We start from the raw sequence: 19,814 nt of genomic DNA on the forward strand, positions 1-19,814 counted from the left end.
CGCCGCTACAGCTTCATGAGGTTGGTGTCGTCGACCGAGGCCGAGTGACGGGTGCGGAAGACACTCACGATGATCGCGAGACCGACGACTACCTCGGCCGCGGCGACCACCATGGTGAAGAAGGCGATGATCTGTCCGTCCAGGTTGCCGTGCAGCCGGGAGAAGGTGACCAGGGCCAGATTGGAGGCGTTCAGCATCAGCTCGACGCACATGAACAGCACGATGGCGTTGCGCCGGACCAGTACGCCGGTGGCGCCGATGGTGAACAGCAGCGCGGCGAGGTAGAGGTAGTTGACGGGGTTCATTCGCTCTCCTCCACCGTGGTCGACGGCGTCCTGGTGAGTTCGGTGCTGGTCCGCTGCTTCGGCGTCTTCCTGCCGAGGTAGCCGGCCGTCGACTCCTCCAGTTCGCCCATCCGGTGCACCAGTTCGCCGCTGACGTCGCGCATCTGCCCGCGGGCCCGCAGCGTCGGGTTGACCGACAGCTCGGAGACGGTGCCGTCCGGCAGCAGGCCGGGGATGTCCACCGCGTTGTGCCGGGCGTAGACGCCGGGCGCGGGCAGCGGGGTGATCTGGGTGCCGAGCCGGATCCGCTGCTCGGCCAGCTCGCGCTGGCTCTGCCGCTCCTCGGTGTGCTCACGGTGCGTCAGCACCATGGCGCCGATGGCGGCGGTGATCAGCAGGGCGCCGGTGACCTCGAAGGCCCAGACGTACTTGGTGAAGATCAGCACGGCCAGGCCCTGGACGTTGCCGCCGGCCTTGGCGTTGGCGGCGCCGGTCCCGGTGAAGGTCCGCAGCTTGGCATTGGCGATCCCGGCGCAGAGCAGCACGCCGAAGCCGAGACCGGCGACCACGGCCGCGATCCGCTGGCCCCTGAGCGCGTCCTTGACGGTGTCCTCGGCGGTGACCCCGACCAGCATCACCACGAACAGGAACAGCATCATGATCGCGCCGGTGTAGACCACGATCTGGACGATGCCCAGGAAGACCGCGCCCTCGGCCATGTAGCAGACCGCCAGCGCCATCATCGTCCCGGCCAGGCAGAGCGCGGAGTGCACGGCCTTCCGGCAGAGCACCATGCCCAGCGCACCGGCCACCGCGATCACCGCGAGGACCCAGAACTGCACGGCCTCCCCGGTGGACGCGGCCCCGGTGAGGGGGGTGGCAATCGTGATCATGCCGTCGCCTCCTCGGGTTCGGACGGGGTCTCGCTCTTGCTGACGGCGACCTGGCGGACCGTGCCCGGCGCGGCCTCGGTGACCTGGCCGCGGTAGTAGTCCACGTCCTCCATGCCGGGGAAGATCGAGTGCGGGGAGTCGACCATGCCCTCGGTCAGCCCGGAGAGCAGCTGCTCCTTGGTGAAGATCAGCGACTCGCGGCTGCTGTCCGCCAGTTCGTACTCGTTGGTCATGGTGAGCGCGCGGGTCGGGCAGGCCTCGATGCACAGCCCGCAGAGGATGCAGCGGGCGTAGTTGATCTGGTAGACCCGGCCGTAGCGCTCCCCCGGGGAGTAGCGCTCCTCCTCGGTGTTGTCCGCGCCCTCGACGTAGATCGCGTCCGCCGGACAGGCCCAGGCGCAGAGCTCGCAGCCGATGCACTTCTCAAGACCGTCCGGGTGGCGGTTGAGCTGGTGCCGGCCGTGGAAGCGGGGCGCGGTGGGCTTCTTGTACTCGGGGTACTGCTCGGTGAGCCGCTTCTTGAACATGGCCGTGAAGGTCACGCCGAAGCCTGCGGCTGGTCCCAGGATGTCAGGCATCGTCATCCGCTCCCTTCAGTGCTGCAACGGTTTCTGGCGTACGTGAGCGCCGGCGCGGGACGGGCGGCAGCTGCTGCCCGGGCAGCGGCGGGACGGGGAAGCCGCCCGCCATCGGGTCGAACTCGGCCTCGGCCCCCGCCGCGGCGACCGGCTCCGGCTTCTTCCGGAGCGAGTCCCAGAGGATCGAGAGCAGCAGCAGGACGACGACCGCTCCGCCGATGTACAGGGCGTTCTGGCCGAAGCTGTAGCCCTTGTTGCGCAGCGCGCGGAAGGTGGCGACCATGACCAGCCACACCAGCGACACCGGGATGAGGACCTTCCACCCCAGTTTCATGAACTGGTCGTAGCGCAGCCGGGGCAGGGTGCCGCGGAGCCAGATGAAGAAGAACAGCAGCAGCTGGATCTTGACGATGATCCAGAGCATCGGCCACCAGCCCGCGTTGGCCCCGGCCCAGAAGGTGCTGATCGGCCAGGGTGCGCGCCAGCCGCCGAGGAACAGCACCGAGGCGACCGCGGAGACGGTGACCATGTTGATGTACTCGGCCAGCATGAACATCGCGAACTTAAGCGAGGAGTACTCGGTGTTGAATCCGCCGACCAGCTCGCCCTCGGCCTCGGGGAGGTCGAAGGGGGCCCGGTTGGTCTCACCGACCATCGAGATGATGTAGATCACGAAGCTGACCGGCAGCAGGCAGATGAACCAGGTGTGCGACTGCGCGTCCACGATGCCCGAGGTGGACATGGTGCCCGAGTAGATGAACACCGCCGCGAAGGACAGGCCCATCGCGATCTCGTAGGAGACCATCTGCGCGGCCGAGCGCAGCCCGCCGAGCAGCGGGTAGGTCGAGCCCGAGGCCCAGCCCGCCAGCACGATGCCGTAGATCCCGACCGAGGCGGCGGCCAGGATGTACAGCATCGCCACCGGGAGGTCGGTGAGCTGCATCGTGGTCCTGGTGCCGAAGATGCTGATCTGGTGGTCGGCCGGGCCGAACGGGATCACCGCGATCGCCAGGAAGGCGGGGATCGCCGAGATCACCGGGGCCAGGATGAAGACCACCTTGTCGGAGGCGGTCACCACCAGGTCTTCCTTGAGCGCCAGCTTGACGCCGTCGGCGAGGCTCTGCAGCAGGCCCCAGGGCCCGTGCCGGTTGGGGCCGATGCGCAGCTGCATCCAGGCGACGACCTTGCGCTCCCAGACGATCGCGACCAGCACGGTCACCAGCAGGAAGGCGAAGCAGAACACCGCCTTGACGACCACCAGCCACCACGGGTCGGTCCCGAACACGGTCAGGTCCTCGGTGGCGAGGAGAACTCCCTGCGGGCCCATCAGTTCACCTCCGTAGCAGTCAAGGCCTGGGACAGGCCCACCACGCGGCCGGGGACCGCGCCGAGGGCGCGGAAGGCGCCGCCCGGCGTCGAGTTGAGCGGGATCCAGACCACCCGGTCGGGCAGGTCGGGAGTGATCACCAGCGGCAGCGTCACCGTGCCGGCCGGGCCGGAGACGCTCAGCGGAGCGCCCTCGGCGATGCCGACCTCGGCGGCGGTGGCCGGGGAGAGCCGGGCCACGGCCGGGTGCCGGGTGCCGGCGAGCGCGGTGTCGCCGTCCTGGAGCGTGCCGTTGTCCAGCAGCTGCCGCCAGCCGCCGAGCACGGCCTCGCCCACGGCCGGACGCGGCAGCGGACGGGCGAGCTCGGCCGGGGCCTCGGCCCGCTCGCCGTGCCAGGCGCCCAGGGCGTCCAGCTCACGGCGGGCGGCGGTGCCGTCCGGCAGTCCCAGCGGCGCGCCCAGCGCGTCGGCCAGCATGTGCAGCACCCGGAGGTCGGGGAACAGGTGACGCTGGGTCATCTGGTCGGCCTTCAGGGCGGGTTCGAACAGCCGGACCCGGCCCTCCCAGTCCAGGAAGGTGCCGGCCTTCTCGGCCACCGCGGCGACCGGGAGGACCACGTCGGCCCGGTCGGTGACCGCGGAGGGCCGCAGTTCCAGGCTGACGATGAAGCCGACCTGCTCCAGCGCCCGGTCGGCGGCGGCCGGATCGGCCAGGTCGGCCGGGTCCACCCCGCCCACGACCAGGGCGTCCAGGTCGCCGTTGGCGGCGGCGGTGAGAATGCCGGCGGTGTCGCGGCCGAAGCGCGCAGGCAGCTCGTCCGGGCCGAGCCCCCAGGCCGCCGCCGTCTGCGCGCGGCCCTCGGGGTCGGTGACCGGGCGTCCGCCGGGCAGCAGGCCCGGCAGCGCGCCGGCCTCGACCGCTCCGCGTTCGCCCGCGCGGCGCGGGATCCAGGCCAGCCGGGCCCCGGTGCTGCGGGCCAGCCGGATCGCGGCGCTCAGCGCGCCGGGGACCCCGGCCAGCCGCTCGCCGACGATCAGCACCGCGCCCGGCTCGCGCAGCGCGGCGGCTGCCGCGCCCGCGTCGCCGTCCAGCGGGTCGCCGTCGGAGAGCGCCTCCAGCCATTCGGCCTCGGTGCCGGGGGCGGCCGGGAGCAGCCTGCCGCCCAGCTTGGTGAGCCCGCGCGAGGCGTGGGTGGCCACCGAGTAGACCTTGAGGCCCTTGGTCCTGGCGGCCTTGCGGAGCCGCAGATAGACGATCGGCGACTCCTCCTCCGGCTCGAAGCCGACCAGCAGCGCCGCCGGGGCGGCCTCCAGGTCCTGGTAGCTGGTGCCGGTGCCGTCGATGTCGACACCGCGTCCGGCGACGGCCGCCGCGAGGAAGTCCGCCTCCTCGCTGCTGTGGATCCGGGAGCGGAAGTCCACGTCGTTGGTACCCAGGGCGACCCGGGCGAACTTGGCGTAGGCGTAGGCGTCCTCGACCGTGGCCCGGCCGCCGACCAGCACCCCGGTGCGCCCGCGGGCCAGCCCGGCGGCGGCGGCGCGCAGCGCCTCCGGCCAGGAGGCCGGGGCCAGTTCGCCGTCCGCGCCGCGGACCAGCGGAGTGGTCAGCCGGTCCCGCGACTGCGCGTAGCGGAAGCCGAAGCGGCCCTTGTCGCAGTTCCACTCCTCGTTCACCGCCGGGTCGTCCCCGGCCAGCCGCCGCATCACCTTGCCGCGGCGGTGGTCGGTGCGCACCGCGCAGCCCGAGGAGCAGTGCTCGCAGATGCTCGGCGAGGAGACCAGGTCGAACGGCCGCGAGCGGAACCGGTAGGCCGCCGAGGTCAGCGCGCCCACCGGGCAGATCTGGATGGTGTTGCCGGAGAAGTAGGAGCGGAACTCGTCGCCCTCGCCGATCCCGACCTGCTGGTGCGCCCCGCGCTCCAGCAGCTCGATGAACGGGTCGCCGGCGATCTGCTCGCTGAACCGGGTGCACCGCGCGCACAGCACGCAGCGCTCGCGGTCCAGCAGCACCTGGGTGGAGATCGGCACCGGCTTCTCGAAGGTCCGCTTGACGCCCTCGAACCGGCTGTCGGACTGGCCGTGCGACAGCGCCTGGTTCTGCAGCGGGCACTCGCCGCCCTTGTCGCAGACCGGGCAGTCCAGCGGGTGGTTGATCAGCAGCAGCTCCATCACGCCGCGCTGCGCCTTCTCGGCGACCGGCGAGCTGAGCTGGGTGCTGACGACCATGCCGTCGGTCACCGTGATGGTGCAGGACGCGACCGGCTTGCGCTGGCCCTCGACCTCCACGATGCACTGGCGGCAGGCCCCGACCGGGGCGAGCAGCGGGTGGTCGCAGAAGCGCGGGATCTGGACGCCGACCAGTTCGGCGGCGCGGATGATGAGGGTGCCCTTGGGCACGTGCACCTGGACGCCGTCGATGGTGACGGCGAGGAGCTCCTCGGGTGGCGGAGCCGCAGGCGTCCCGGGGGTGTTGGCCACTGTCGTCATGCGAGCACCCCCTTCTCCTGGGCGGTGGTGTGGGTGGGTACGGAGCCGCGGCGGCTGCCGCCCTGATCGGCCCAGACCGTGGAGGCGGCCGGGTCGAACGGGCAGCGGCCCTCGCGGAGGTGCTGCTCGTACTCCTCGCGGAAGTACTGCAGCGAGGAGAAGATCGGGCTGGCGGCGCCGTCGCCGAGGGCGCAGAAGGACTTGCCGTTGATGTTGTCGGCGATGTCGTTCAGCTTCTCCAGGTCGCCCTCGACGCCCTTGCCGTCCTCGATCCGGCGCAGCAGCTGGACCAGCCAGTAGGTGCCCTCGCGGCAGGGGGTGCACTTGCCGCAGGACTCGTGGGCGTAGAACTCGGTCCAGCGGGTGACCGCGCGGACCACGCAGGTGGTCTCGTCGAACACCTGCAGCGCCTTGGTGCCGAGCATGGAGCCGGCCGCGGCGACGCCCTCGTAGTCGAGCGCGACGTCCAGGTGCTGGTCGGTGAACATCGGGGTGGAGGAGCCGCCCGGGGTCCAGAACTTCAGCCGGTGCCCCTCGCGCACTCCCCCGCTGATGTCCAGCAGTTGACGCAGCGTCACCCCGAGCGGGGCCTCGTACTGGCCGGGGTTGGTGACATGGCCGGAGAGCGAGTAGAGGGTGAAGCCGGGCGACTTCTCGCTGCCCATGCCCCGGAACCACTCCTTGCCCCGGTGCAGGATGCTGGGCACCGAGGCGATCGACTCCACGTTGTTGACCACGGTCGGACAGGCGTAGAGCCCGGCGATGGCCGGGAACGGCGGACGCAGCCGGGGCTGGCCGCGGCGCCCCTCCAGCGAGTCCAGCAGCGCCGTCTCCTCGCCGCAGATGTAGGCGCCGGCCCCGGCGTGGACGGTGATGTCCAGGTCGAAGCCGGAGCCGAGCACGTCCTTGCCGAGGTACCCGGCCGCGTACGCCTCGGCGACGGCGGCCTGCAGCCGGCGCAGCACCGGCACGGTCTCGCCGCGCAGGTAGATGAAGGCGTGGCTGCAGCGGATCGCGTAGCTGGCGATCACCATGCCCTCGATCAGCACGTGCGGGTTGGCGAACAGCAGCGGGATGTCCTTGCAGGTGCCCGGCTCGGACTCGTCCGCGTTCACCACCAGGTAGTGCGGCTTGCCGTCGCCCTGCGGGATGAACTGCCACTTCATCCCGGTGGGGAAGCCCGCGCCGCCGCGACCGCGCAGTCCGGCGTCCTTGACCAGCGCGATCACCGCGTCCGGGTCCATCCGCAGGGCCTCGTGCAGGCCCTTGTAGCCGTCGTGGCGGCGGTAGGTGTCCAGAGTCCAGGGGCGGTCGTCGTCCCAGCTGTCGGACAGGACCGGGGAGAGCAGTTTCTCCGGGTGCTCGGCGCTCACTCTGCCGTTCCTTCCTCATGGGCGGAGTCCGAGGCCGAGGTCTCGGCGGGCGACTCGGCGTCGTGCGCGCTCGGGGTCTCGGCCGGGGAGGGTGAGGTACCACCGGCCGGTGCGTCGTCTCCGGACGCGTCCTCGTGCCGCGGGGCGACCACGCGGGTGGCCCCGCCCGCCCCCGGCAGGGCTTGGCCGCGGGCCAGCCGGAGGCCGGCCATGGTGGCGGCGCCGCCGGCGCCGGACTCGTCCACCGCGCCCTCGCGCGGGTCCGGGAAGCCGGCCAGGATCCGCGAGGTGTCGCGGAAACCGCACAGCTTGGCGCCCCGGGTGGGCCGCACGTCCTGGCCGCCGGCCCGCAGGTCGTCGACCAGCTGCCGGGCGCTGTCCGGGGTCTGGTTGTCGAAGAACTCCCAGTTCACCATCACCACCGGCGCGTAGTCGCAGGCGGCGTTGCACTCGATGTGCTCCAGCGAGACCGAGCCGTCCTCGGTGGTCTCGTTGTTGCCGATACCGAGGTGCTGCTGCAGTTCCTCGAAGATCTGGTCGCCGCCGAGCACCGCGCACAGGGTGTTGGTGCACACGCCCACGTGGTACTCGCCGGCCGGACGCCGCCGGTACATGGTGTAGAAGGTCGCCACCGCGGTGACCTCAGCCGTGGTCAGCCCCAACTGCTCGGCGCAGTACCGGATCCCGGTGCGGCTGACGAAGCTCTCCTCGGCCTGCACCAGGTGCAGCAGCGGCAGCAGCGCGGAGCGGCTGTCCGGGTAGCGGCCGATCAGCTCGGCGGCGTCGACGTCCAGCCTGGCCCGTACCTCGGCCGGGAATGCCTTGGCCGGCAGCTCGGGCAGGCCGAGCAGCGTCGGCTCTGTGTCCTGAGTGGTCACCTGTCCACGCCTCCCATCACGGGGTCGATCCCGGCCACGGCGACGATGACGTCCGCGACCTGCCCGCCCTCACACATCGCGGCCATCGACTGCAGGTTGGTGCTCCAGCCCCCCGGGGAGCGACCCCCCGTACCCCCACGTGAACCCGCGGTGCCGGGCCGCCGTCGCCGGCCCCCCGACTCGCCGAGCGCATCAGTGCTCACCTGTCCACGCCTCCCATCACGGGGTCGATCCCGGCCACGGCGACGATGACGTCCGCGACCTGCCCGCCCTCACACATCGCGGCCATCGACTGCAGGTTGGTGAAGCTGGGGTCGCGGAAGTGCACCCGGTAGGGGCGCGTCCCGCCGTCGCTGACGACGTGCACGCCCAGCTCGCCCTTGGGCGACTCCACCGCCGCGTACGCCTGGCCGGCCGGGACGTGGAAGCCCTCGGTGACCAGCTTGAAGTGGTGGATCAGGGCTTCCATCGACTCACCCATGATGGTGCGGATGTGGTCGAGCGAGTTGCCCATGCCGTCCGGGCCCAGCGACAGCTGGGCCGGCCAGGCGATCTTCTTGTCCTCGACCATGACCCGGCCGGTGGCGCCGCCGCGGAGCCGGTCCAGGCACTGCTCGACGATCCGCAGCGACTGCTCCATCTCCGCCAGCCGGATCAGGAACCGGCCGTAGGAGTCGCAGGTGTCGGCGGTCGGCACCTCGAACTCGTAGGACTCGTAGCCGCAGTACGGGTCGGACTTGCGCAGGTCGTGCGGCAGGCCGGTGGAGCGGAGGATCGGGCCGGTCGCGCCGAGCGCCATGCAGCCGGCCAGGTCCAGGTAGCCGACGTCCACCAGCCGGGCCTTGAACACCGGGTTGTTGGTGGCCAGCTTGTCGTACTCGTGCATCCGGCCGCGCAGGGTCTTGATGCCCTCGCGGATCTGGTCCAGCGCGCCGGGCGGCAGGTCCTGCGCCAGGCCGCCGGGGCGGACGTACGCGTGGTTCATCCGCAGGCCGGTGACCAGCTCGAAGATGTCGAGGATGATCTCGCGGTCGCGGAAGCCGTAGATCATCAGCGTGGTGGAGCCGATCTCCATCCCGCCGGTGGCCAGGCAGACCAGGTGCGAGGAGATCCGGTTGAGCTCCATCATCAGCACCCGGATCACGGTGGCCCGCTCCGGGATGTCCTCGGTGATGCCGAGCAGCCGCTCGACCGCCAGGCAGTAGGCGGTCTCGTTGAACAGCGGAGTCAGGTAGTCCATCCGGGTCACGAAGGTCGTGCCCTGGGTCCAGTTCCGGTACTCCATGTTCTTCTCGATGCCGGTGTGCAGGTAGCCGATCCCGCACCTGGCCTCGGTGACGGTCTCGCCGTCGATCTCCAGGATCAGCCGCAGCACACCGTGGGTGGACGGGTGCTGCGGGCCCATGTTGACGATGATGCGCTCGTCGTCGGCCTTCGCCGCCGCCTGCACCACCTCGTCCCAGTCGCCGCCGGTGACGGTGTAGACCTTGCCCTCGGTGGTCTCCCTGCCCGGGGCCTCAGCGTGTGGAGTACTCATCAGTTGTACGACCTCCGCTGGTCGGGAGCCGGGATCTGCGCGCCCTTGTACTCGACGGCGATCCCGCCGAGGGGGTAGTCCTTGCGCTGCGGGTGGCCCAGCCAGTCGTCCGGCATCATGATCCGGGTGAGCGCGGGGTGGCCGTCGAAGACGATGCCGAAGAAGTCGTAGGTCTCCCGCTCGTGCCAGTCGTTGGTCGGGTAGACCGCGAACGTGGACGGGATGTGCGGGTCCTCGTCCGGGGCCGAGACCTCCACCCGGACCAGCCGGTTGTGGGTGATCGACCGCAGGTGGTAGACCGCGTGCAGCTCGCGGCCGCGGTCGCCGGGGTAGTGCACCCCGCTGACGCCGGTGCAGAGCTCGAAGCGCAGCGCCGGGTCGTCCCGCAGCGTCCGCATCACCTGGACCAGGTGCTCGCGGCGGACGTGGAAGGTGAGCTCGCCGCGGTCCACCACGGTCTTCTCGATCACCGTCCCGGGGAGCAGGTCCTGCTCCTCCAGCGCGCCCTCGAACTCGTCGGCCACCTCGTCGAACCAGCCGTGCCCGTACGGGCGGGGGCTCTGCCCGGGCAGCACGATCGGGCTGACCAGGCGGCCGTACCCGGAGGTGTCGCCGCTGCCGCCGCCGACCCCGTTGCCGCCGCCGAACATCCCGTGCCGGACGCCGACCACCTCGAGCTCGGTCGCGCCCTCGGCCGGGGTCGGCACGCTGCCTTCCTGGCTGTTGTCGGTCACCGCAGCAGCCCCTTCATCTCGATGGTGGGGACCGCCAGCAGCGCCTGCTGCTCCGCCTCGTCCTCGGCCTTGGCCTTCTGCGCGCCGAGCTTCTCGTGGCGGATCTGGTCGTGCAGCTTGAGGATCGCGTCCATCAGCATCTCCGGCCGCGGCGGACAGCCCGGCAGGTAGATGTCCACCGGGATGACGTGGTCGACGCCCTGGACGATCGCGTAGTTGTTGAACATCCCGCCCGACGAGGCGCAGACGCCCATGGAGATGACCCACTTGGGGTTCGCCATCTGGTCGTAGACCTGGCGGACGACCGGGGCCATCTTCTGGCTCACCCGGCCGGCCACGATCATCAGGTCGGCCTGGCGCGGGGAGCCGCGGAAGACCTCCATGCCGAACCGGGCCAGGTCGTAGCGACCGGCCCCGGTGGTCATCATCTCGATCGCGCAGCAGGCGAGTCCGAAGGTGGCCGGGAAGAGCGAACTCTTCCGCACCCACCCGGCGGCCTGCTCGACCGAGGTGAGCAGGAAGCCGCTGGGCAGCTTCTCCTCGAGTCCCATCCGGTGTCCTCTCAGCTCTCGGTGGACGTGGTGGCGATGGTCGTACGACAGCCGGTCAGTCCCACTCGAGGCCTCCGCGGCGCCAGACGTAGGCGTAGGCGACGAAGACGGTGAGGATGAACAGCACCATCTCCACCAGGCCGAAGATGCCCAGGGAGTCGAAGGAGACCGCCCAGGGGTAGAGGAAGACGATCTCGATGTCGAAGACGATGAAGAGCATCGCCGTCAGGTAGTACTTGATCGGGAACCGGCCACCGCCCTCCGGCTGCGGGGTCGGCTCGATCCCGCATTCGTAGGCGTCCAATTTGGCGCGGTTGTACCGCTTCGGACCGGTCAGCGCGGCCATCGCCACGGAGCCGACCGCGAAGGCAGCCGCGAGGGCGCCAAGTACCATGATCGGCGCATATGCGTTCATACCGAACGACCTCCCAGGCGTCAGTCCGTTCCGACTTCCCTGTCGGTGACTGCAAGTCAGTACAGCTCGGGAGCGTGATCAGCTCATGTGAGGCAGTTCACAAGCCCCCAAGACGGCTGCATCCTATGCCCGTTCAGGTGTGATCTGCGACACGGGTGTCAGCCCCTGCAATGTGATCTACGCCACCTGATGAACGATCATGAAGTAATGGGTGGGCAAAATCAGCCACCTGGCGTGTGCGTGCATGCACAAGCTGTAGGCCCCCGTGCTGACTGCGCAGGTCAGAGCGTTCGCCCCTATCATCCGGCGGCGATCCAAAGCAAGTTTTGTCACTCCCCCGAGGCCGTGTTATTGAACTCCCGCCTCGACCGGGTGGCGTCGGGATCCGGGCGTTGACGGACGCCCGCCGGACGGCCTCTGGACGGCGTCCGCGCCCGCGGCGGAGGCTTGCGGGATGCTCCTCCGCCAGCTCGAGTACCTGGTCGCCCTCGCCCGCGAGCGCCACTTCTCCCGCGCCGCCGACGCCTGCTTCGTGTCCCAGCCATCCCTCTCCGCCGCGATCCGCAAGCTGGAGCACGAGCTGGACGTCCCCATCGTCCGCCGTGGCCGCCGGTACGAGGGGCTGACCCCGGAGGGCGAGCGGGTGCTCGCCTGGGCGCACCGGATCCTGGCCGAGCGGGACGCGCTGGAGCAGGAGCTGTCGGCGATGCGCGGCGGCCTGACCGGCACCCTGCGGCTCGGCGCGATCCCGACCGCGCTCACCGCCGCCTCCCTGCTCACCACCCCGTTCTGCGAGCGGCACCCCTTGGTCCGGGTCAGCCTGGAGTCGCTGTCCTCGCGCGAGATCACCGACCGCTTGGCCGAATTCGAACTCGACGCGGCCATGACGTATCTGGACGACGACACCCTGCGCCGCATCCGCGGGATGCCGCTCTACGAGGAGCGCTATCTGCTGCTCACCCCCGCCGGGGGCCCGCTGGCCGAGCAGCGGACCGCCCGCTGGTCCCAGGCCGCCGCGCTGCCGCTGTGCCTGCTGTCACCGCGGATGCGCAACCGGCGGATCATGGACGAGTGCTTCGCCGCCGACGGCTCGACCGCCCGTCCGTCCGTCGAGTCGGACACCGTCGCGGGCCTCTACGCCCATCTGACCAGCGCCAACGGCCGCTGGTCCAGCGTGATCTCGCATGCCTGGCTGCATATGTTCGGCGTCCCCGAAGGGATGCGGGTACTACCGCTGGACGGCCCGGCGCACGGCCCCCGGGTCGGCCTGGTGGTCGCCGACCACGAACCCGGGTCCGTGCTGGGCCGCGCGCTGTGGGAGGTGGCCCGGGAGGCCCGGGTCCGCGACACCCTGGAGGACCTGCTCGCCGCCCACACGGGTTGATAGCAGAGACCTATCACGGGATAGCGAGATTCGCTTTGACCGCTCTCGACCGGCGCAAGCAGGGTGGAGCCACCAGCCCTTCCACCTCCCTCCGGACGAGGAGCCCCGCCATGGCCAAGGTTCTCTGCGTGCTCTACGACGACCCCAAGGACGGCTACCCCGCCTCCTACGCCCGCGACGACCTGCCCGTCATCGACCACTACCCGGGCGGCCAGACCACGCCCACCCCGCACGGCACCGACTTCACCCCCGGCCAGTTGCTCGGCAGCGTCTCCGGCGAACTCGGCCTGCGCACCTTCCTGGAGAGCCGCGGCCACACCCTGGTGGTCACCTCCGACAAGGACGGCGCGGGCTCGGTCTTCGACCGCGAGCTGGTGGACGCCGACATCGTCATCTCCCAGCCGTTCTGGCCCGCCTACCTCACCCCCGAGCGGATCGCCGCCGCGAAGAACCTCAAGCTGGCGGTCACCGCCGGCATCGGCTCCGACCACGTCGACCTGGACGCCGCCGTCGCGCACGGCCTCACCGTGGCCGAGGTCACCTACTCCAACAGCATCAGCGTCGCCGAGCACGTGGTGATGATGACGCTGGCGCTGGTCCGCAACTACCTGCCCTCGCACCGGACCGTGCTGGACGGCGGCTGGGACATCGCCGACTGCGTGGCCCGCTCCTACGACCTGGAGGGGATGCAGGTCGGCACGGTGGCCGCCGGACGGATCGGGCTCGCGGTGCTGCGCCGGCTCGCGCCCTTCGACGTCGGGCTGCACTACACCGACCGGCACCGGCTGCCGGCCGAGCTGGAGCAGGAGCTCAACCTCAGCTGGCACGGGAGCGCCGCCGAGATGGTCCCGCACTGCGACGTGGTCACCATCAACGCGCCGTTGCACCCGGAGACCGAGGGCCTGTTCGACGACAAGCTGATCAGCACGATGAAGCGCGGCGCGTACCTGATCAACACCGCGCGTGCGCTGATCGTGGACCGGGACGCGATCGGCCGGGCGCTGCGCAGCGGGCAGTTGGCCGGCTATGCCGGGGACGTCTGGTACCCGCAGCCCGCCCCGGCCGACCACCCCTGGCGGACCGTGCCGCACCAGGGGATGACCCCGCACATCTCCGGCTCGTCGCTGTCCGCGCAGGCCCGCTACGCGGCCGGGACCAGGGAGATCCTGGAGTCCTGGTTCGACGGGACCCCGATCCCCGACGAGTACCTGATCGTCCGGGGCGGCGCGCTGGCCGGGACCGGCGCGCACTCCTACGCGGTCAACGGGTAACGGCTCCCCCCGGGGGGCGGCAGTCTCAGGCCCGGGGGGCGACCTTGGCGAGGCCGTTGATGATGCGGTCCATCGCGTCGCCGCCCTGCGGGTCGGTCAGGTTCGCCAGCAGCTTCAGCACGAACTTCATCAGCACCGGGTGGGTCAGCCCGCGCTGCGCGGCCATCCGCATCACCAGCGGGTTGCCGATGGCCTTCACAAAGCCGCGCCCCAGCGAGTAGTACCCGCCGTAGACGTCCTTGAGGATCCGCGGGTACGCCTCCAGCGCCCGCTCCCGCCCGAGGTCGGTCTGCCGCGCCAGCGCCTGGACGATGACCCCGGCCGCGATCTGGCCGGATTCCATCGCATAGGCGATGCCCTCGCCGTTGAACGGGTTGACCATCCCGCCCGCGTCGCCGACCAGCAGGAAGCCGCGGGTGTAGTGCGGCTGCCGGTTGAAGGCCATCGGCAGGGCGGCGCCGCGGATCGGCTCGGTCATGTTCTCGGGGGTGTAGCCCCACTCCTCGGGCATCCCCGCGCACCACACCTTGAGCAGCTCGCGGTAGTCGATGTCCTTGAACGACTTGGTGGTGTTCAGCAGCCCCAGGCCGACGTTGCTGGTCCCGTCGCCCATGCCGAAGATCCAGCCGTAGCCGGGCAGCAGCTTCTCCTGGCCGCCGCGCCGGTCCCACAGCTCCAGCCAGGACTCCAGGTAGTCGTCGTTGCTGCGCGGCGAGTTGAAGTAGGTCCGGTAGGCGACGCCCATCGGCCGGTCCTCGCGCCGGTGCAGGCCCATGGCCAGCGACAGCCGGGTGGAGTTGCCGTCCGCGGCGACCACCAGCGGGGCCCGGAAGGTCACTTCCCGCTTCTCCTCGCCGAGCTTGGCGGTCACCCCGACGATCCGTCCGGTCCGCTCGTCCAGCACCGGTCCGGTGACATTGCAGAGCTGGTGCAGCTTGGCGCCGGCCTTCTCGGCCTGGGACGCGAGCAGCTCGTCGAAGTCCGCGCGCTTGCGGACCAGGCCGTAGTCCGGGAAGCTCGCCAGCTCCGGCCAGTCCAGCTCCAGACGGACCCCGCCGCCGATGATCCGCAGGCCCTTGTTGCGCAGCCAGCCGGCCTCCTCGGAGATGTCGATCCCCATGTCGACCAGCTGCTTGGTGGCCCGGGGCGTCAGCCCGTCCCCGCACACCTTCTCCCTCGGGAACTGCGCCTTCTCCAGCAGCAGCACCTCAAGACCGGCCCTGGCCAGGTGGTACGCCGTGGTCGCGCCAGCCGGGCCGGCGCCGACGACGATCACATCGGCCTCCGCCTCGACGGCTGCGGTCTGCTGGGTCACCTGCGACACCTGGACTCCTGCTGCTCTTGTGGGGAGGGCACTGCGGGCCCGCGAGGGCACCACACCGCAGTCTAGGAGATAGGGCCTACCCTGATCCGGATCCCCCACCAGTTCAGCCGGGAGCTTTGATGCACATAGGAGTGATGGGCCACAGCGGTCTCTCCGAGATCACCGAGATGCTGGTCCGCGGCGAACTGTGGAAGCTGATCACCGGTTACCAGACCTACGGCCTGGTCGGCGTCAGCCCGCTCGGCGAGGGCCCGGAGAGCTGGTTCGCCAGCGCCGTGCTCGAACACGGCGGCTCGCTGGAGGTCCTCGGCACCCCGACCGCGCCGGCCGCCGCACCGCTGCTGCGCCGGGCCCGCGCCGTGCACCGGCTGTCCCCCGGCCTCGACCCGACCGAGTCCCTGCTCGGCCTGGTCGACGAACTGGTCGCGGTCTGGGACGGCGAACCCGGCGGCCCGCTCGCGGAGGCGGTCGCCCGCGCCGAGGCCCGGGGCACCTGTGTGCACGTCATCTGGCCCGAGGGCTCGGCGCGGTCCTGAACTCCGGCTCTACTTCTCGCGGGTGCCGCGGTGCAGGGCGACGATGCCGCCGGTGAGGTTGCGCCAGGCGACCTTGGACCAGCCCGCCTGCTGCAGCCGCGCGGCCAGCGCGGGCTGGTCCGGCCAGGCCCTGATGGAGTCGGCGAGGTAGACATAGGCGTCAGGGTTGCTGCTCACCGCGGTGGCGACCGGCGGCAGCGCCCGCATCAGGTACTCGGTGTAGACGGTGCGGAACGGCGACCAGGTGGGGTGGCTGAACTCGCAGATGACGACCCGGCCGCCGGGCCTGGTGACCCGCAGCAGCTCCCGCAGCGCGGCGTCGGTGTCCTGGACGTTGCGCAGCCCGAAGGAGATGGTGACGGCGTCGAACACCCCGTCGGCGAAGGGCAGCCGGGTGGCGTCCCCGGCCGTCAGCGGCAGTTCGGGGTGCCGGCGCTTGCCCTCACGGAGCATGCCGAGCGAGAAGTCGCAGGGCACGACGGTCGCCCCGGCCTCGGCGAAGGGCAGCGAGGAGGTCGCCGTCCCGGCGGCGAGGTCGAGCACCAGCTCGCCCGGCCGCGCGTCCACCGCGCGGGCGACGGCCCTGCGCCAGAGCCGGGTCTGGCCCAGCGAGAGCACATCGTTGGTCATGTCGTACTTGGCCGCCACGTCGTCGAACATGGAAGCGACTTCGTGCGGCTGCTTGTCCAGAGAGGCTCGGGTCACGCGCCCCATTCTTCACCCACCGGGGGCGGACTCACGCACGGCGGTGGACGAGTCGCCCCGCGAGCACGGTGGCCAGGCAGTTGCCGTCCGCGTCGAAGACCGCCAGGTCGGCCCGGGCACCGATGATCAACTCCGGTTCCCGGTCGGTGATCGCCAGCCCGTTGCGCCGGGCGGCAGCCCGCAGCGCGGGGTCGGCGAGGTGCTCGGGGCGGGCCGCGGTCGCACCGGCGCGCAGCAGGGCGTGCACCTGCTCCCGCGCGCTGGGCGCGTCCGGCAGCGGACCCGGGTGCAGCCGCCCGGGTCCGAGCGTGCCGCGCCAGCGGCGCACCCGGGCGGTCGGGTGGCCCGCCTCCAGTTCCTCCGCCGGACCGGTCGCGGCGATCAGCTCGCCGTCGACCAGCACGCCCTGACCTGCCGCGATGTGAAGGGTGAGCAACGCCGCGTCAGTTGGCGTTGAGGAGCTTCAGCTCCGGGTGCGCGGTGCCCCCGACGATCGCGGTGGAGGCGATGTGCGAGTACGCGTGGTCGTTGACCGGGTCGTTCGCCGGGTCGTCGTGGATCACCAGGTGCTCGTAGGTGGTCGCGCGCTGCGCCGGGACGCGTCCGGCCGAGCGGATCAGGTTGATCAGCTCCATCCGGTTGGAGCGGTGCTTGGCGCCGGCCGAGGAGACCACGTTCTCCTCCAGCATCACCGAGCCCAGGTCGTCCGCCCCGTAGTGCAGCGTCAGCTGGCCCATCTCCTTGCCGACGGTCAGCCAGGAGCCCTGGATGTGGGCGATGTTGTCGAGGAACAGCCGGGCCACCGCGATCAGCCGCAGGTACTCGAACAACGTGGCCTGGGTCTGGCCCTTGAGCTTGTTGTTCTCCGGCTGGTACGTGTACGGGATGAAGGCCCGGAAGCCGCCGGTGCGGTCCTGCACGTCGCGGAGCATCCGCAGGTGCTCGATCCGCTCGGCGTTGGTCTCGCCGGTGCCCATCAGCATGGTGGAGGTGGACTCGACGCCCAGGCCGTGGGCGATCTCCATGATCTCCAGCCAGCGCTCGCCGGACTCCTTGAGCGGCGCGATGGCGGTACGGGGCCGCTCGGGCAGCATCTCCGCGCCGGCGCCCGCGAAGGAGTCGAGGCCGGCGGCGTGGATCCGGCGGATCGCCTCCTCGGCGGTGACCCCGGAGATCCGCGACATGTGCTCGACCTCGGACGCGCCGAGGGAGTGGATCACCAGCTGCGGGAAGTCCTTCTTGATCGCCGAGAAGGCCCGCTCGTAGTACTCCACCCCGTAGTCGGGGTGGTGGCCGCCCTGGAACATGATCTGGGTGCCGCCGAGCTCGACCGTCTCCGCGCAGCGGCGCAGGATCTCCTCGAGATCCCGCGACCAGCCCTTCTCCACGTCCTTCGGAGCGGCGTAGAAGGCGCAGAACTTGCAGGCCGTCACACACACATTGGTGTAGTTGATATTGCGTTCGATGATGTACGTCGCGATGTGCTCGGTACCGGCGTAGCGGCGACGGCGCGCGGCGTCGGCGGCCCGGCCGAGGGCGTGCAGGGGGGCGCGGCGGTAGAGCTCCAGCGCCTCCTCGGGCGTGATGCGCCCTCCGGCGGCGGCCCGGTCGAGGACAGCCTGAAGATCCGTCTCCTGGGGCTGGGCGGTTTCAAGCACCTCGGGCGTCCTCTCACTCACGACTGTCGCTGTCTAGAACCTAGACAGCGTTCAGACTACGCCAGCCCCTCACTTCACCTTGCGGAAGTCCCCGCTGGGGTTGCCGCTGCCCGGAGCGTCGTCCCGGTGGTGCAGGGTGCCGTCCGGGTTGAGGGTGAAGACCTGGGTGCCGGTGCCGGCCGAGCAGAGGCCCGCGGTGCTGCCCGGCAGCAGCCGGTCGTGGAAGGTGATCGAGGTCGCCGTCGCGGACACCAGTTCCTCGCCGCCGAGGCAGGCCGCGCTGAGGCCGGTGACGGTGGTGATGCTGGTGGTGTTCTCCACGCCGACCGCTCCCGGCCGGATGGCGATCGTGGTGGGCTCGCTGAGCAGCCCGTCCGAGGTGGTCATCACCGCGGTCCAGGTGCCCAGGAAGACCGCGGGGATGGCATTGGGGCTGCTCGGACCGGGCGACGGCGGAGCGGGCGGGACCGGCACCGAGTCGTCGCCGGAACCGTCCGAACCGCCGGTGCCCGTGGTGCCGGCGGTCGTGGTCGTGGTCCCCGTGGTCTGCCCCGAGACGGTCGGGCTGCTCGACCCGGCGGTCGGACCGCCCCCGCCGCCCGACGACCCGTTCCCGTTCAGTACCGGGACCAGGACGGCGGCCAGCACCCCCAGCGCGACCACCGCGCCCACCGCCACCAGCGCCCGCCGACTGCGGGCCGGCGCGGCTGCGGGCGCCGGGAGGGGCGGATACGGCGGCTGATAGCCGGCCGGAGTCGCGTCGGTCGGCGCGAAGCCGCCGGTCCCGCCGAACGCGCCGGTCCCGCCGTAGCCGAACGCGGGCGTCGCGCCGGCGGGCGTGGCGTCCATCACCGGCGCCGGGCCGAACCCCGCCACCGACCCGCCGCCGGTCACCCCCGACCCCGCGCCCGGCCCCGTCCCCGGCCAACTCCCGCTCGCGCCCCCGGACAGGGCCGCGCCCTCCCCCACCGTCTCCAGGTCCAGCAGTTCCGCCGTGCGCCGCCCCACCGAGGCGACCAGCAGCGGCGGCAGCCAGCCGTCCGCGGGGCCGACCCCGCCCAGCGCCTCCCGCAGCTGCCCCGGCGTCGGCCGGTCCGCCGGGTCCTTCGCCAGGCAGTGCTCGACGATCTCGCGCAGCGGCCCGTCCGCCATCGCGGCCATCCCGTCCAGCCGCGGCGGCTCGTGCATCACCCGGTAGAGCAGCACCGGCGCGCTCGCGCTGTCGCCGAAGGGCCCGACGCCGGTGGCCGCGTACGCCAGCACCCCGCCCAGCGAGAACACATCGCTCTCGGGCCCTGCGGGCTCCCCCGCGCCCTGCTCCGGCGACATGTAGCCGGGCGAGCCGACCACATAGCCGGACCGGGTCAGCGCGGTGGCCGCGTCCAGCGCCCGGGCGATGCCGAAGTCGATCAGCCTGGGCCCGTCCAGGGTGAGCAGCACATTGGACGGCTTGAGGTCGCGGTGCACCAGCCCGGTGGCGTGGACGGCGGCCAGCGAGTCCGCAAGGCCGACGCCCAGCATCCGCACCGACGGGCCCGGCAGCACCCCGAAGTCCCGGACGGCGGCGTCCAGCCCGGGGCCGGGGACGTAGCCGGTGGCGACCCACGGGTGCTCGCTCTCGGTGTCGGCGTCCAGCACCGCCGCCGTCCAGGCCCCGCCGACCCGTCGGGCGGCGGCGACCTCCTGCCGGAAGCGGGCCCGGAAGTCGGTGTCGTCGGCCAGTTCCGAGCGCACCACCTTCACCGCGACGGTGCGGCCACCGGCCGTCCGCCCCAGGTAGACCCGGCCCATTCCGCCCGCGCCGAGCCGCCCCAGCAGCCGGTATGCACCTATCTGCCGCGGATCTCCCGCCCCCAACGGTTCCATGGCACACCATCATG

19 protein-coding genes and 1 pseudogene are annotated in these 19,814 nt (G+C 71.4%); 3 read left to right on the forward strand and 17 right to left on the reverse strand.

Translation table 11 applies throughout. From position 1 onward, the window contains the following. Positions 1-5: 5 nt before the first annotated feature. The 12 genes and pseudogenes from nuoK to ACEZDG_RS08345 form a co-directional block, all read right to left on the reverse strand. A complete protein-coding gene (gene nuoK, locus ACEZDG_RS08290) occupies positions 6-305 on the reverse strand; it encodes an NADH-quinone oxidoreductase subunit NuoK (RefSeq protein ID WP_030261239.1) in 300 nt (99 codons plus the stop codon). Further along, positions 302-1,177, reverse strand: coding sequence for an NADH-quinone oxidoreductase subunit J (locus ACEZDG_RS08295; protein ID WP_380504692.1), 876 nt, complete (start codon positions 1,175-1,177; stop codon positions 302-304). Before ACEZDG_RS08295 ends, nuoK begins: the two co-directional genes overlap by 4 nt. Further along, positions 1,174-1,755: an NADH-quinone oxidoreductase subunit NuoI gene (gene nuoI / locus ACEZDG_RS08300; RefSeq protein WP_380504695.1), complete on the reverse strand. Its 582-nt coding sequence runs from the start codon at positions 1,753-1,755 to the stop codon at positions 1,174-1,176. The genes ACEZDG_RS08295 and nuoI overlap by 4 nt, the downstream gene beginning before the upstream one ends. Further along, positions 1,748-3,082, reverse strand: a complete 1,335-nt coding sequence (gene nuoH, locus ACEZDG_RS08305; protein ID WP_380504698.1) for an NADH-quinone oxidoreductase subunit NuoH — start codon at positions 3,080-3,082, stop codon at positions 1,748-1,750. The genes nuoI and nuoH overlap by 8 nt, the downstream gene beginning before the upstream one ends. Further along, positions 3,082-5,568, reverse strand: a complete 2,487-nt coding sequence (locus tag ACEZDG_RS08310) for an NADH-quinone oxidoreductase subunit G (RefSeq protein WP_380504701.1) — start codon at positions 5,566-5,568, stop codon at positions 3,082-3,084. Before ACEZDG_RS08310 ends, nuoH begins: the two co-directional genes overlap by 1 nt. Continuing rightward, on the reverse strand, positions 5,565-6,941 hold the full coding sequence (nuoF, locus tag ACEZDG_RS08315) for an NADH-quinone oxidoreductase subunit NuoF (RefSeq protein ID WP_380504704.1): 1,377 nt from the start codon (positions 6,939-6,941) through the stop codon (positions 5,565-5,567). The genes ACEZDG_RS08310 and nuoF overlap by 4 nt, the downstream gene beginning before the upstream one ends. Then, positions 6,938-7,819 (reverse strand): NADH-quinone oxidoreductase subunit NuoE, encoded by an 882-nt coding sequence (gene nuoE / locus ACEZDG_RS08320; protein WP_380504707.1) that lies wholly within the window; start codon positions 7,817-7,819, stop codon positions 6,938-6,940. Before nuoE ends, nuoF begins: the two co-directional genes overlap by 4 nt. Next, a pseudogene (locus ACEZDG_RS08325) lies at positions 7,816-7,920 on the reverse strand (NADH-quinone oxidoreductase subunit D-related protein); the annotation flags it as partial. The gene nuoE and the pseudogene ACEZDG_RS08325, both read right to left, overlap by 4 nt. A gap of 98 nt (positions 7,921-8,018) precedes the next feature. Next, positions 8,019-9,356 carry an NADH-quinone oxidoreductase subunit D gene (locus tag ACEZDG_RS08330; protein WP_380504710.1) on the reverse strand — a complete coding sequence of 446 codons (1,338 nt, stop codon included), beginning with the start codon at positions 9,354-9,356 and terminating at the stop codon, positions 8,019-8,021. Next, positions 9,356-10,063, reverse strand: a complete 708-nt coding sequence (locus ACEZDG_RS08335; RefSeq protein ID WP_380505459.1) for an NADH-quinone oxidoreductase subunit C — start codon at positions 10,061-10,063, stop codon at positions 9,356-9,358. The genes ACEZDG_RS08330 and ACEZDG_RS08335 overlap by 1 nt, the downstream gene beginning before the upstream one ends. A 23-nt stretch (positions 10,064-10,086) precedes the next feature. Next, complete coding sequence (locus ACEZDG_RS08340) at positions 10,087-10,641, reverse strand: NuoB/complex I 20 kDa subunit family protein (RefSeq protein ID WP_380504713.1); 555 nt, start codon at positions 10,639-10,641, stop codon at positions 10,087-10,089. A 55-nt stretch (positions 10,642-10,696) separates the two neighbouring features. Next, the gene (locus ACEZDG_RS08345; protein WP_380504716.1) at positions 10,697-11,056 is read right to left on the reverse strand and encodes an NADH-quinone oxidoreductase subunit A; all 360 of its coding nucleotides are present in this window, start codon (positions 11,054-11,056) and stop codon (positions 10,697-10,699) included. A 454-nt stretch (positions 11,057-11,510) separates the two neighbouring features. Between ACEZDG_RS08345 and ACEZDG_RS08350 the strand changes: the two genes are divergently transcribed. Both ACEZDG_RS08350 and ACEZDG_RS08355 read left to right on the forward strand, forming a co-directional pair. Then, a complete protein-coding gene (locus ACEZDG_RS08350) occupies positions 11,511-12,440 on the forward strand; it encodes a LysR family transcriptional regulator (protein ID WP_380504719.1) in 930 nt (309 codons plus the stop codon). A gap of 110 nt (positions 12,441-12,550) precedes the next feature. After that, entirely contained in the window at positions 12,551-13,711 is a 1,161-nt protein-coding gene (locus ACEZDG_RS08355) for an NAD-dependent formate dehydrogenase (protein WP_380504722.1), read from the forward strand. A 25-nt stretch (positions 13,712-13,736) separates the two neighbouring features. Here the strand turns inward: ACEZDG_RS08355 and ACEZDG_RS08360 are convergent, their stop codons facing one another. After that, complete coding sequence (locus ACEZDG_RS08360; protein WP_380505461.1) at positions 13,737-15,026, reverse strand: geranylgeranyl reductase family protein; 1,290 nt, start codon at positions 15,024-15,026, stop codon at positions 13,737-13,739. Between the two features lie 128 nt (positions 15,027-15,154). On the opposite strand from ACEZDG_RS08360, the gene ACEZDG_RS08365 reads away from it, so the two are divergent. Further along, complete coding sequence (locus ACEZDG_RS08365; protein ID WP_380504725.1) at positions 15,155-15,571, forward strand: hypothetical protein; 417 nt, start codon at positions 15,155-15,157, stop codon at positions 15,569-15,571. 9 nt (positions 15,572-15,580) lie between these two features. Here the strand turns inward: ACEZDG_RS08365 and ACEZDG_RS08370 are convergent, their stop codons facing one another. The 4 genes from ACEZDG_RS08370 to ACEZDG_RS08385 form a co-directional block, all read right to left on the reverse strand. After that, a complete protein-coding gene (locus tag ACEZDG_RS08370; RefSeq protein WP_380504728.1) occupies positions 15,581-16,276 on the reverse strand; it encodes a demethylmenaquinone methyltransferase in 696 nt (231 codons plus the stop codon). Positions 16,277-16,307: 31 nt separating this feature from the next. Continuing rightward, positions 16,308-16,712, reverse strand: coding sequence for an imidazolonepropionase-like domain-containing protein (locus ACEZDG_RS08375; RefSeq protein WP_380504731.1), 405 nt, complete (start codon positions 16,710-16,712; stop codon positions 16,308-16,310). Between the two features lie 7 nt (positions 16,713-16,719). Beyond that, a complete protein-coding gene (mqnC, locus tag ACEZDG_RS08380) occupies positions 16,720-17,934 on the reverse strand; it encodes a cyclic dehypoxanthinyl futalosine synthase (RefSeq protein ID WP_380504734.1) in 1,215 nt (404 codons plus the stop codon). A gap of 69 nt (positions 17,935-18,003) precedes the next feature. Beyond that, positions 18,004-19,800, reverse strand: coding sequence for a serine/threonine-protein kinase (locus ACEZDG_RS08385; RefSeq protein ID WP_380504736.1), 1,797 nt, complete (start codon positions 19,798-19,800; stop codon positions 18,004-18,006). Between the last annotated feature and the right edge of the window lie 14 nt (positions 19,801-19,814).

Origin of the sequence: Streptacidiphilus alkalitolerans (assembly GCF_042511045.1) — a bacterium.
Classification (GTDB): domain Bacteria; phylum Actinomycetota; class Actinomycetes; order Streptomycetales; family Streptomycetaceae; genus Streptacidiphilus; species Streptacidiphilus alkalitolerans.

Bases quoted from the DNA above. Each gene is read 5' to 3' on its own strand.
- nuoK (WP_030261239.1), bottom strand. From the start codon at position 305: ATGAACCCCGTCAACTACCTCTACCTCGCCGCGCTGCTGTTCACCATC.
- ACEZDG_RS08295 (WP_380504692.1), bottom strand. From the start codon at position 1,177: ATGATCACGATTGCCACCCCCCTCACCGGGGCCGCGTCCACCGGGGAG.
- nuoI (WP_380504695.1), bottom strand. From the start codon at position 1,755: ATGCCTGACATCCTGGGACCAGCCGCAGGCTTCGGCGTGACCTTCACG.
- nuoH (WP_380504698.1), bottom strand. From the start codon at position 3,082: ATGGGCCCGCAGGGAGTTCTCCTCGCCACCGAGGACCTGACCGTGTTC.
- ACEZDG_RS08310 (WP_380504701.1), bottom strand. From the start codon at position 5,568: ATGACGACAGTGGCCAACACCCCCGGGACGCCTGCGGCTCCGCCACCC.
- ACEZDG_RS08330 (WP_380504710.1), bottom strand. From the start codon at position 9,356: ATGAGTACTCCACACGCTGAGGCCCCGGGCAGGGAGACCACCGAGGGC.
- ACEZDG_RS08340 (WP_380504713.1), bottom strand. From the start codon at position 10,641: ATGGGACTCGAGGAGAAGCTGCCCAGCGGCTTCCTGCTCACCTCGGTC.
- ACEZDG_RS08345 (WP_380504716.1), bottom strand. From the start codon at position 11,056: ATGAACGCATATGCGCCGATCATGGTACTTGGCGCCCTCGCGGCTGCC.
- ACEZDG_RS08350 (WP_380504719.1), top strand. From the start codon at position 11,511: ATGCTCCTCCGCCAGCTCGAGTACCTGGTCGCCCTCGCCCGCGAGCGC.
- ACEZDG_RS08355 (WP_380504722.1), top strand. From the start codon at position 12,551: ATGGCCAAGGTTCTCTGCGTGCTCTACGACGACCCCAAGGACGGCTAC.
- ACEZDG_RS08365 (WP_380504725.1), top strand. From the start codon at position 15,155: ATGCACATAGGAGTGATGGGCCACAGCGGTCTCTCCGAGATCACCGAG.
- ACEZDG_RS08385 (WP_380504736.1), bottom strand. From the start codon at position 19,800: ATGGAACCGTTGGGGGCGGGAGATCCGCGGCAGATAGGTGCATACCGG.